Origin of the sequence: Paenibacillus sp. FSL R10-2199 (genome assembly GCF_038000235.1) — a bacterium.
Lineage (GTDB): Bacteria > Bacillota > Bacilli > Paenibacillales > Paenibacillaceae > Paenibacillus_AQ > Paenibacillus_AQ phytohabitans.
Window position 1 is genome coordinate 52,390 of the sequence record NZ_JBBOBO010000002.1, and the last position, 12,892, is coordinate 65,281.

Annotated in this window: 10 protein-coding genes; all 10 read right to left on the reverse strand. The window is 50.1% G+C overall.

Going from position 1 to position 12,892, the window contains the following annotated elements; genetic code table 11:
• Positions 1 to 449: 449 nt before the first annotated feature.
• Positions 450 to 1,283 (reverse strand): carbohydrate ABC transporter permease, encoded by an 834-nt coding sequence (locus NYE33_RS28490; protein ID WP_042135609.1) that lies wholly within the window; start codon positions 1,281 to 1,283, stop codon positions 450 to 452.
• Positions 1,284 to 2,177, reverse strand: coding sequence for a carbohydrate ABC transporter permease (locus NYE33_RS28495; protein WP_231575329.1), 894 nt, complete (start codon positions 2,175 to 2,177; stop codon positions 1,284 to 1,286).
• Positions 2,178 to 2,271: 94 nt separating this feature from the next.
• On the reverse strand, positions 2,272 to 3,576 hold the full coding sequence (locus tag NYE33_RS28500; RefSeq protein ID WP_340946928.1) for an ABC transporter substrate-binding protein: 1,305 nt from the start codon (positions 3,574 to 3,576) through the stop codon (positions 2,272 to 2,274).
• A 998-nt stretch (positions 3,577 to 4,574) separates the two neighbouring features.
• Positions 4,575 to 5,597, reverse strand: a complete 1,023-nt coding sequence (locus NYE33_RS28505; RefSeq protein ID WP_042135604.1) for a phosphotransferase enzyme family protein — start codon at positions 5,595 to 5,597, stop codon at positions 4,575 to 4,577.
• A 147-nt stretch (positions 5,598 to 5,744) separates the two neighbouring features.
• A complete protein-coding gene (locus NYE33_RS28510; RefSeq protein WP_042135602.1) occupies positions 5,745 to 6,017 on the reverse strand; it encodes a CD3324 family protein in 273 nt (90 codons plus the stop codon).
• A gap of 316 nt (positions 6,018 to 6,333) precedes the next feature.
• Positions 6,334 to 6,798 (reverse strand): immunity protein YezG family protein, encoded by a 465-nt coding sequence (locus NYE33_RS28515; protein WP_336103294.1) that lies wholly within the window; start codon positions 6,796 to 6,798, stop codon positions 6,334 to 6,336.
• Between the two features lie 232 nt (positions 6,799 to 7,030).
• Positions 7,031 to 9,064, reverse strand: a complete 2,034-nt coding sequence (locus NYE33_RS28520; protein ID WP_336103295.1) for a methyl-accepting chemotaxis protein — start codon at positions 9,062 to 9,064, stop codon at positions 7,031 to 7,033.
• 263 nt (positions 9,065 to 9,327) lie between these two features.
• A complete protein-coding gene (locus NYE33_RS28525) occupies positions 9,328 to 10,314 on the reverse strand; it encodes a bile acid:sodium symporter (protein WP_083705535.1) in 987 nt (328 codons plus the stop codon).
• 177 nt (positions 10,315 to 10,491) lie between these two features.
• Positions 10,492 to 11,613 (reverse strand): L-rhamnose/proton symporter RhaT, encoded by a 1,122-nt coding sequence (locus NYE33_RS28530; RefSeq protein WP_340946937.1) that lies wholly within the window; start codon positions 11,611 to 11,613, stop codon positions 10,492 to 10,494.
• Between the two features lie 146 nt (positions 11,614 to 11,759).
• Positions 11,760 to 12,713, reverse strand: coding sequence for a radical SAM protein (locus NYE33_RS28535; protein WP_039303158.1), 954 nt, complete (start codon positions 12,711 to 12,713; stop codon positions 11,760 to 11,762).
• Positions 12,714 to 12,892: the final 179 nt, after the last annotated feature.

Genomic DNA, 12,892 nt, shown 5'->3' on the forward strand with positions numbered 1-12,892 from the left:
ACAGAACCGCCGCAAGGGAGTAGACTATTCTACGTGAGTTTTTACCTGTCCATGCCTCGTGCGGTTTCGCTGATTTCATTTCCATCTGCTTCCCTCCAAGGGTTATGGAACAGTTTTATATAAGATGTACAATAGAAATTAACAAAAAGCAGGTAGGAACGAATGGGGAATTTGGAACTATAGGAGCGGTAGCGACCGCCTGAAAGCTTTCCACAGGAAAGCTCGCTACGGAAGCATAATCAGTCACCAGATTTCCACCGCGAAAAAGCGGTTCTAATCAAGAAATCTGGGGACAACAGCGGCCGGAAGTCCAAATGTTCACCGTAGTGACGAATATGCTTCAAGTTCAAATCTTAAGTGCGGACGGAAGTCCAAATATCTACAGTAGTGACGCCTGAGCTTTATGTTAATTTATGAAGTACAGCTTATATCTCCTGTTCTATCACCCGTTATTTCACACCCGAGCTCGTAATCGCCTTAACGAACGACTTCTGGCCGACAATGAAGATAATCAGCACCGGGAGCGCCGCGATGGTAGTCATGGCCATTAATTTGCCGTAGCTCTGGGTGTAGCTTCCGGTAGCCATCATAGCAATCCCTGCGGTGATCGTCCGCATCTCCGGTGAAGTGGTTGCATACAGCGGCCAGACAAAGTCATTATAGATCCCCATGAAAGTGAAAATGCCCAACGTCATCATGATCGACACTGCGGAAGGCAGCAGGATCCTGGCATACAGATCCCATTTGTTCACCCCGTCGATCCGGGCAGCCTCTTCGATTTCTTTCGGGAAGGAGACAAAGAACTGATACAGCAGGAACACGCCGAACGCCCCGGCTGTAGCCGGCAGAATCAGCGCCTGATACGTGTTGATCAGCCCCAGTGTATTGAACTCAATGTACATCGGCAGAAAGGTCAGCACGCTGGGAATCATCAGCGAGGCAATGAACATGGACAGCAGCGTACGGCGCAGCGGCAGATCCGGCAGCCGGGCCAGGGCAAACGCCGCCATCGAATCAATTAGCAGCACGATAGCTGTGCCCACAATCCCTACTGACAGGGAATTGATGATCCAGCGCAGAATCGGCGTATTCATCAGCTCCCCGCTCAGCCCCTGAACGAAATTATCAAGGGTAGGCTTCTGCGGGAAGAAATTCATCCGCCCGGAGAGGGCTTCGAAGTCATTTTTGAACGCAGTGGACAGCATCCACACCAGCGGCAGCAGCACGAACAATGCAATCAGAATGGCCAGCAGCAGCAGGCCGGTTTTTTTGGCTTTTCCCATTTATACCTTCTCCTTCCGGTTCGTAAGACGGAACTGCACGATAGACACCATCATGATCAGCAGCGCCATCAGAATCGCCATTGCGGAAGCTGAGCCGATATCCTTGCGCACGAATGCCTGGTCCAGCACATTGATCAGCAGCACCTTGGTGGTGTCTCCCGGCCCTCCGCGCGTCAGCAGAAACGGCTGGGCATAAATGTTGAAGGACGCGATTGTTGAGGTAATCATCACGAACAGCATCACCGGCCGGATCGAGGGCAGTGTAATTGACACGAACCTGCTCCAGGCGCCCGCCCCGTCAATAGCAGCAGCCTCGTAATAATCTTCAGGCACCTCATTGAGTGCATTTACAAAAATAATCATATTGAACCCGATCGTCCACCAGAGCGTCGTGAGCACCAGCGCAATCCATACCCAAGGCGTAGCCGTCAGCCACGGAATGCCAGTCAGGCCCAGCTTTTGCAGCAGACTGTTAATGAATCCGGCATTGGTATCGAACATCATCAGCCAGATCACGGCCATAACCGAAGCCGACAAGGCATAAGGCAGGAAATAGAACGTCCGGAATAAACCCCGGAGCTTCGCCGGCAGGGCATTGACCAGCATCGCCATCCCCAGCCCCACAACGATCAGCAGCGGCACGGAGTACAGGACAAACTGGAAAGTCGTCCACAGCCCGCGGAAGAAGATACTGTTCTCATAAGTCCCCGGGGTAAAAATCGTTATATAATTCCGCAGTCCCACAAAGGGATGCGCGGCAGACAGCAGCTCAAAGTCCTGCAGGCTGATCACAACACCGTACAGGATCGGAAACAGCAGAAACAATCCGAAGGCTGCAAGATAGGGCAGTATGAACAGAAATGAGGTGAAGCGGGAAGTCCATGTGCTTTTCAAAAGAGATTCCTCCATTCCTTCGTATAAAGAAAAGCGGGAAGCTATTCCGCGCTCCCCGCTTTTGCTTACCGAAAAATCCAATTCATCATGAGCGCTATTTCATCGCCTGACGGGATTTGGCTACAGCATCATCCATGGCCTGCTGCGGTGATTTTTTGCCGAGAATGGCATTGCTCAACTCGCTCCACACCGGCTCAACAATGGTGCCCCAGTTCAGCACATTCGGTGCAAACTGTACAGAGGAGAAGCTCTGGGATACGGTACTCTGGAACTCCATAGCCTTGAATTCTGCACTATCCATAACGGTTTTGGAAGCTACCGCCTGACCGGATTCAGCCCAGTCCAGTGAGTTGCCAGATACATATTTAAGGAAATCACCGATGCCGGCCAGTGTGTTGCTGTCTGTTACAGCCTTTGGAACTACAAAGCCATGTGAGCCTGCATAAATGGCCTGCTTTGCTTTGCCGATCTGCGGCATAACGGCTACGCCATAATTGAGTCCGGCTTCATCAAACTGCGATTTCATCCAGGGTCCGTTGAACTGAATCGCATTCTTGCCCTGCAGGAACAGCGTATTCTCGCCATCCTGCTGCACATTGGCCGGGGAGATGCCCTTGTCGACCATATCACGCAGCCACTGTACCATTTCTACCGCTTCCGGAGAATTGTAAGCTACGTCCGTTCCGTTCCACAGCTCTCCGCCATTCTGCCAGACAAGCGAGGGGAAGATGAACTGCTGCGGCCAAAGGGTAGGCACTACATATCCGTAGATCCCCTTGGATTTATCCGTCAGCTTCTCCACTGCCGCGTCGAATTCAGCACGGTTTGTTGGCGGTGCGGTGACTCCCGCTTTCTCAAACAAATCCTTGTTGTAATACATCACTACGGGATGAATATCGAGCGGAATGGTGTACAGCTTGCTGTCGATGGTAGCGTACTTCACCGGGGCTTCGGCAAAATCAGCAGGATTAATTCCGGCTGTTGCCGCCAGCTCATCTACAGCCTGCAGCTGATCCTTGCTCTGGTAGGTCGGCACCTGATCCACGTGCATAATCATCAGGTCCGGCCGTTCCTTGCCGGTGCTGAGCGCAACATCCAGCTGCTTGTAATACTCACCATTGGGCTGGATCACGAAATTCACTTTGTATTTATCCTGGGAGCTGTTGTATTTATCTACGATTTTCTTCATGAACGGGCCATCCGAGCCGGAGAACGGTGACCAGAACAGAAGCTCTGTCTTCTTGCCGCCGCTGCTGCCTTCTCCCTGCGTCTCCTTGCCGCTGTTGCCGGCGTTTGCGCTGTTGTTCTTCGCATTGTTCCCGCTGCAGGCGGTTACTACCATTGCCAGCATCATAACCATCAGTAATAGTGATGTTACTTTTTGCATGGATCGTTTCATCTGTGTACTCCCCTTTTACCCGGTAATTCAAAGCTGGCTGCGCTTTGATGTCTTTATGTTACCGCCCCAAGGGATCGCAAAAAATGTCCTCAGTCTAGGATCAATGGACATATTTACAGATTGGCGGGCACGCTGCCGGGGTCTAACGTATGAATTCAACGCTCAGAGGTCCGAATCCAACGGCGGCTCCCGGAGAATAAAATCGCCCTGAGGGCACAATTCCTCCACCCTATTCCTTCGCTGCGACACATTGTATTCGGTTTTTCACATACAATAGGCTCGGTTACCCTCGCTGCGACACATTGTATTCGGTTTTTCACATACATTGGGCTCAGTTACCTCACTGCGACACATTGTATTCGGTTTTTCGCATACATTGGGCTCGGTTACCCTCGCTGCGACACATTGTATTCGGTTTTTAACATACATTGGGCTCAGTTACTTTCACAGTGAAGCATTGTATTCGGTTTTTCACATACATTAGGCTCGGTTACCCTCGCTGCGACACATTGTATTCGGTTTTTCGCATACATTAGGCTCGGTTACCCTCGTTGCGACACATTGTATTCGGTTTTTCGCATACATTAGGCTCGGTTACCCTCGTTGCGACACATTGTATTCGGTTTTTCGCATACATTGGGCTCGGTTACCCTCGCTGCGACACATTGTATTCGGTTTTTCGCATACATTGGGCTCGGTTACCCTCGCTGCGACACATTGTATTCGGTTTTTCACATACATTGGGCTCAGTTCCTCTCGCAGTGACACATTGCTTTTACAGCACATTTCCTCCATAACTCACTGCGGGAATCTCATTAATACATCGCATAACTTCCCAGCATAATTACTTAAACTGCACAAAAAAACGGTTGATCAGATATCTCCTAATACATCAAAAAAAAGCTGCCCCACCGGCATAATCACCGGGGAACAGCTGATGTTGAAGAAACAGACCGCAAAGGGCTCTGCTATTTATTAAGTACAACTGGACGCTGCCCTCACTCTATCACGAAGGGTTCGATGCGGCTGAACAAAAAACGCTCACCCTGCAGATATTCTCTCAGGTAAGCCAGTGCATACGTCTGTTCTTCCCGCAGACCGGGGATTTCATCCGGATTAGAGATGTGATGGCTGTAATTTCCGATCATGATCATAACGAAGAAGCATTCCAGCTTCCGTTCATAATCCGGTTCCAGCTCCCGGACACTGCTATATCCCTGGATCAGGCTACCGCGCTGTGCCGGGGAGAGCTCCAGCAGCGCGGCAGCCATATCATAGAGGAAATATCCGTATCCGCAGCGGCCGAAATCGATCGCACGCGGCTGGCCTTGGTCAAAAACTATATTTCCGCTATGCAAATCGCCGTGAATCAAGCCGTAGCTACTGGCGTCAGGCTGCATGGCTTCGAGATCAGTCCGTATTTTCGCGGCAGCAGCCTGATAGAGCTTCCATTGTTCCTCCGTTACCATTACCGCGTGATGCTCCTCCAGCTTGCTCCACTCCAGCTTGAAGCTGTCTGCTCCCCATACCGGGCGGGTGAAGCCGGCAGACGGAACGAACGTTGTGGCCGCTTCGTGCATACCGGCCAGCATGTTCCCCATCCTGAAGATATGATCATCCGGCAGATTGACCTCTACGGGCTCCCCTTCCACCCAGTGCATCACCGTTGCCCAGGCAAGCCGCCGCTCTTCGCATCCAGTCTCCAGGATATAGCCGCCGCCGGAGCTGGCCAATCCTTGCGGGACCACAAAGCCCGCCGTCTGATTGAGATACCGGGTCCATTCCAGCTCCGACAGGATCTCCTCCCGGCTGAAGCGCTCACCATGAATCCGCAGCAGAAAGCTGCCGGAATCTTCTGTCTCAATCCGGAAGGTGACGCTATCCGACATCCCGATAAGCTCAATCCTGTTCCATTCCAGATCATACTCTGCCAATGCCCTGAGTGCTATATTCCTGCCCGATCTCCAGAGGGCCCGCGATGAATCACCCGTACTGCCGCTGTATAAACTATCTTCCGTCATCTTCCTGCCTCCCGCATTGTATGTCTGTAATTATATGGGCGGCTCACCGGATGGACATAGATAATAAACAGCTGCAATTCATTTTTTGCACAAAAAAAGAAAGAGTCCTGTTCGACTCCTTCTCTCTCAATTCAATATGAGCGCTGCTCATATTTGCTTGCTTCCATATACAATCTTCTTGATGCTGTCACCCGACAGGCAAAATTGCTCGGCAAGCTCGGTTACGCTTAAGCCTCCGGCATAATGGTCACGAATGGACTGGTTCCGGGCCGTCAGATAGGTTCTGCCGCCTGAGTTCTCCCCCCACCGTTTCCGTTGTCCCTCGGGCTTGGGGATGTAGAGCATCCCGCCCTGCATATATTTCTGTACTTCCTGCAGCAGCTGCTGCGGTAATACCAGATCTGCATTTACATATTTCATATAGCTCCGCTCCTTTAAAGTAGTTAACTTGTAAAGGCAGCAAAGTCTATAGAACAGACCATTTTAAGCGGCGAATCGTTGCAGCGGAGACTTGCTATCAGCTCTACACAACAACCACTGCCATGTCGTCCATAGACTTTGCGTAGAGCTGAGCATTAATCTTCTCATGAAGCGTCCTCCTTCCATTATCTGACTTGGATTATATTTAATATAGCATACTGAAACTGCGATTTCCCGCTAAAAGTTCCATGCCTTGATAAACAAGGAGAGGCGCCCCATTCAGCCATTGAATAGCTGACAGGACACCTCTGGGGGATTAATTCGTTTTTGTTTTGAGATATTCATCTAAATACTTCTGGTGAAAGCCATCTGTAGGATGTAGTCCTAGAATTTCATACTCCCAAATTGTACGCTGTTGTGAAGGGGAATACAAAACAGCATCATAATTATAATTAATATTAAATTTGCCTGATTGACTTAAATACATAGTTAAATTTGTCCATTGTTGAGGATTGTTTTTGCTGGATTCCGCATTAAGATCAACAAAGCACTTTTCTAATTCACTACACAGGCGGTCATAAATGCGCTCATCTACCCCATAAATTTCAGGAATATTATGACCAAATATCAACTCGTTCCGGGGGGTAGAATTGTAATAAAAATAGACTATTCTTGAACCGGGCAATATCTCAGCATAGAGATGAATTTCGTCCCACTCATCAGGAATGATTCCTACGAGCTTATTGCCTATATGCTGATATAATTCTTCAATTTTTCCCACAGCTACCCTAGCCTCCACTCCAAATTCAACGCTACAACCCAGTTTACACCATAATTCACCATTTGCGGAGTCTTGGGAATGTGGAATGGGTGAGCCGGAATCCCAGGCAAAAAAAGGGACCCCGCCAGCGTCCGGCGGGGTCTAAGTTATATTAAAGGGGGGTTATGTGATTAATATATACCCCGAAGCTTAAAATCAGATGAAGCGCGGGTAAAAATCTGCTGAAACCGGCTTAGATTTTGAACTTCTCTACCAGGACCTGCATCTCCTTGGCGCTCTGCGTATTCTCATCAGCCATGGTGGCCTCATGGAAGGTCTTCTCCACAATATCCGCCGTCTTCTCGGCGATATCCTGCACACCGATCGCGCCTTCATTCACAGTAGCCGCCACTTCATTGACGGCGATGGCGATGCTGGACACCGTTTCGTTCAGGTGATCGGCTGCCTCCTCGAACTGGTTCATCAGCTCATTAATCGTTGAAGCATCGCTGTTATACTGCTGGCTGACTTCGTTCAGCCGCTCATAATCGCCCAGCACATTCTGATCAATGAACGTCAGCATGGCCTCGGAATGTTCAATCATCTGCTCTACGGAGTTGTAGACATTCTTGACGACGCCCTGGATGCCTGCCGCAGTCTCCGACGACTTCTCGGCCAGCTTGCGGATTTCACCCGCCACAACGGCGAATCCCCGCCCGGCATCGCCCGCCCGTGCAGCTTCAATCGCTGCATTAAGTGCCAGCAGATTGGTCTGGCTTGTAATGGAGAGAATCGTATCCGCCAGCACATTGATCTCGTTGATGGCTCCCGATTGCTCTATAGCTTTCTGCATCTCACCACGGACCGAGCCGTAGATCTGTTTGGCATTCTCGGTTGAAGTTACTGCATCATGCTGAAGCGCCAATGCACGCTCCGTAATTTGCCCGGATACACCGGAGCCTTCTTTTACCCGGGTGGAGATCATTCTGACATTATTCTCAATCTCATGAATCGCTGCCGTCATCTCCTGGGTAGATGCCGCCGTTTCTTCCATTCCTGCCGACAGCTGCTCCGTAGTGGCTGAATTATCATGCGCATTCTCTCTGACGTCGATGGACAGCTTCTCCAGCGTCTCCGCATTATCCAGCACTTTCGAGGAAATCGAGATCAGGCTTCCGGCCATCTCACGCAGAACGGCGCGGGTATGGAACATTGCCTTGGCAATGGTGCCTGTCTCATCTTTATTTTTGGTGAGGTATTCATACTGGTTGTCATACTTCAGATCCAGCTCTGCTGTGCGGTTAATCAGCTGGGTAAGCTTGATAATCGGTGAGGAGATACGGGTAGCTACAGTAACCCCAATCAACAGCGTAAGCAGCAGACTTCCCAGTCCGAGCAATAAAATGTAGTTCGTCATTTCGTCCACAGGCAGCATGATCTCCTCCAGATCTCCGGTCAGCACCAGGGTCCAGTGGGTCTCCGGAAGAACGGTGAATGCCGCTTTTTTCTCAGCGCCCTCATACGTGTATTGCACCGTTCCATCCGGTACGGTCTCGCCCACCTTCACACGCTCCACGACCGCTTTGATTGATTCATTCTCAACCACTGAACCAATCTTCGTTTCATCCGGATGGTAGAGGATATTGCCGGTTTCGTCCACCAGATAGGCGTAAGATGAAGGCGCATTAGTCACCTTGGCATCGGCCAAATATTTAATAATACTGTTAGCATTAACCGCCGAAGCGACGAAACCAATCATCTTGCCCCCGCTCTTCACAGGATGGACAAAGGCTAATACGTAGGCTCCGGTAGATTTAGATTTCAAGGTCTCACTTACAACAGCTTCACCTGTCTTGAATACATTCTTCGTGTAGTTTCTTTCGCTGAAATCGGTGCCGACCAGCTTGGTGTCACTGTCAGCTACCGCAATTCCCTTCATATCAGCCACAAACATGTGCTCCAGGTTGCCTGCATCTTTGACTAAGCCCTGAAGCTTCACATTCACTTCATTCTGCAGCGCATCCCCGTTAGTAAGTTCGCCTTTTCCGGCCTGAAGCAGCAGTTCCGCGATCTCGCTTTCACCTGCAACGAGCTGCATGCTGCGCTTTTCTTTATCGATCATTGCCGCAATCGTCTGCGCTTTGTTGGTGTTCACCTGTGCCATAGAAGATTCAGTCAGATTCATGATGGTGCCAGTGGACTTGCTGTACGTAAAAATCCCCATTAATGCTGTAGAAATTAGTGTAACGACAATCATCATAACCGATAGCTTCATACGAATCTTCATAGTTTTCTACACCCTTCCGCCTCTATCTAATCCACTAGTACCTAAACAGCTAAAAACTGTAACATTTATTACAATTACTATCGGATTTCCCACAGAAATAATTAATATTTCTAGACGAATTTTCGGAAATAATATCGCATTTTGTCGAATCATAGTGAAATATAGCTATTTTTATTTATATTCAGCCTGAAAAACCCGCAATTCCCCAGCCGCAGACAGCGGCACTCAAAATGGGGGGAAATATGCGGGATTGCCGGGATATCCTATAACAAAATGCGGCTCTCGGCCGGTGTGGCCTTTGGCCCTTCTGGAGTCAGGGCTTCCGCCTGGTGCAGACGTTTCACTTGGCTGCGGATGAACATGCCGGAGCAGGCAGCCAGAATCTGCTGGAACAGCATGCCGGAAATCACAGGCAGGGCGACGGCCGGCGGGAAGTATTTCACTGCCAGTACTGCACCTGCACTCAGATTGCGCATACCGGAATTGAACTGAACGGCGACGGTATTCTCATAATCCCAGCGGAAGCTGCGTGAGACTACAGCACCGATGATATAACCCAATACGACAGTCACGAAAGTAACGGCAATAATCAGGGCCAGCTTGCCATCCGGATGCTTCAGATACCGTGCAATGCTGGCGCCATTGATCGACACAACGATGAACAGGCCAACTTTGACAAACGGCGCCAGCGGCGGTCCGCAGACTGCCGTAACCTTGCCTTTGCTGAACTGATTGAGCAGCATCCCCGCTACGGACGGCAGCACCACCATGTAGAGCAGTCCCCGCATCATCTCCCCAATCTCAATCTGCACACTCGCCCCCATCAGCAGATACAGCGTGCCGGGTACAACCAGCGGCGAAAGCAGTGTATCGATCAGGATCAGCGCCAGCGTAAGAGCAACATTCCCGCCATGCATCGACACCCAGACCACACTGACCACACCGGTCGGAATGGCGAACAGCAGCACATACCCTGTAACTGTATACGGATCTCCCGGGAAAAAGGCCATCGCTGCCAGCCAGCCGATCAGCGGCATCACAATATGCAGAATAATCAGCAGGATGATGAGCTTCTGCGGTTTAGCCAACACTGCCAGCAAGTCACGGAAATTAGATTTCAGACTGCCGATCAGCGTCATAAAAGCAAAAATCCACGGCACCAGCCAGGTAAACGGCAGCAGCACCGCCTCGTTAAGCACACCAACCACAATGGCTGTAGGTGTGAGCAGCGGCATTATTTTCTCAAGCACAACATTGGAAGATATTAATCCGCGTCTTATTGCACTAAGCATGTTGTATCCCTCTATGTATGGCGGGCCACACATTCCTTCTCTGCAGATTTCTTGGTCTTGGTTAACACCTCTAATGAAATCATAACAGAACCAAGCCGCCCGGAAGAGTGGAAAATTGCCAATTTGCGGAATATCCTACGCCATGCTATTGGCGATCCCCACTACAATCCAGGACAGAATCAATATTATATTCCCCCACAGCAGCAGCTTCTTGGGAGCAGCGAACCCTTTCCACTCTCCGTCCTTAAGTCCCCACGCATTGCTGATGATCAGCGACAATCCGTTGAAGGCAAGCCAGCCCACGACGGAGCCTAGCGGACCGAGTAATGCGGTTGCCTTGGCATAGACACCGAGTGCCAGGAACCACACCGCAGCGGTTAACAGTGCCTTACCGTAGGCCGGGCCTGCACCTTTGGCAAAATAATCCTTATAGGTCCGGTTCTTGATTAACAGGATAAAGGCATACGCGAAGTTGGCGATGAAGCCGCCGGACAGCGTAATTACCCAGGAAATAAGATTGGCGCTAATCCTGGCTGTTCCATCGGCAACGGCAATATCCGCCGCCTGACTCGCATAGGAGAAGCCGATATTCATCGCAGCAGAGCCTAGCCCGGCAGCTGAAGCGATAATCAGGCCTTTGGTCAGGTTAGTACCGGAGCTTGTCCCTTGGCCGGAAGCGGTGATAATCTTTTCTTTGAGCAGGCCGGCCTTGGTAATCACGGCAACGCCAGCCAGCATAATTGCTGTGCCGGTCAGCAGTACCGTAAATGAGCCAGCCGCCGGGATATTGCCGAAGATGAACAGCGGAATCAGCGAACCCAGCGATGCCGATATCCCCATGTTAACACCATAGGTCAGCGAGACACCGATGGAATCAATCGCTTTGCCGAACATAATCGAGCTGATGCCCCACAGGAAACCGCAGAAGGAAGCCGTCCATAGCACATCAGCAGGCGTCTGCCGGATATAGCTGAAGAAGTTGGGCACTTCGATCCAAGTCCAGACAACCGGAATAATTAATATCCCTACCAGCGAGAAAATCGTCCAGAACGCTTCCCAGGAGAACGGCTGGTATTTCTTCATCCCCAGCCCGAAGCTGCCTTGGAAGCAGCAGGCCAGCAGCAATAGTAAAAACCCGTAAATCATGATGAAATCCTCCCAGTCCAAATGTGTTATCTCTATTTCTATAGTAATGAAGCAGAAGGTTTCTGCATTGTTATACAGTTCATGCTGATGATTATACATGAAAGTTTTCATTCATAGTTGAAATAAAGTCAGAAATACCTGTCATTCAAAGTCATTCCCAGCAAAAAGCAGGACCACAGCGGTTGGGCTGCAATCCTGCCTGATATAATGCACAATAATAAGTTCCGCTCATAAGCTCTTCTGCTGCAGCGTCCGGACTATACCCCTTGCGGGAAAAGCGCATCCAGCGCCGGGCAAGGCCGCTTCTCCAGATACTTTTCGAGCGGTGCAGGCATGTTGCTGTACAGATCCTTCAGCGAGGTACCGCTGTAAATATTGCCGATAATAACCGGGTGGCATAGCTCGGAGATCAGAATATCGCCATTGCCGTGCAGGTGAAGCTGCTTCATGCCCTCAATGCAGTGCGGGAAGTAGACACCCGGCTGTTCCTCGAACCCCATAGCCTCCATGAACCGGTCCATACATGTGAAATAGAGGGTGGTATCCGCCGGTTTACGGGCAATCAGCTCGTTCACGGCATTCTTCAGCTGTTCCCGGGCCGCGATCGCTTTCCAGCCGGTATGCCCCATAATAATGCTGTTCTGGATCTCATGCGTTCTTACACCCATGGAATAGACATGATCGCTGATCTCGCGCATATTGTCCTGTGTTTCGTTGAACAGCAGCGTTTCCAGCACAACATTTACATTTGTTTTGGCGAACATGGTGATGTTCTCTCTGATTTTGTTATAAACGCTTGTGTGGATATTGTAGTAAGCAGAGAATGCTTCGGCAGTAGTGAAATTGAAGGATATATGTATCGTAGTCAGTCCTGCATCCACCAGCTGCCCGATCCGCTCTTCATTCAGCAGGCTGCCGTTCGAGTTCAGCTGGGTCTGAATCCCGCGGGAGGTGCAGTAAGCCACAATGTCCACGCAGTCCTGGAACTTCAGCGTCACCTCACCGCCCGAGAGGCGCACACGCTTCAGATTAGGCAGCTCCTCCAGAATGCGGATAACCTCCTTGCCGTTAATGCTCTGTCCATCATTTCTATTGTAAGCGCAGCAGTAATCGCAGCGGAAATTGCAGTTCGAGGTGACCCCGACTTCCAGCCCCTCCAGCTCATAAGTCATCGGTTTATCCAGTTCCAGTGCTTTGTATTTCGTACTCATGCTCTATAGTCCCTCCTATATTTAGAATCGTCAATTTAAAGGTCAACCTTTAAAATTATACAGGTTTGCCCGTCAGGTTAATGTGACATTTGATATCGCCAGCCCGAATATACAAGATGCTGCATAACAAGGAGGACCTGAGGAGGACTCATATAATGAAAGATTTACAATCATATATT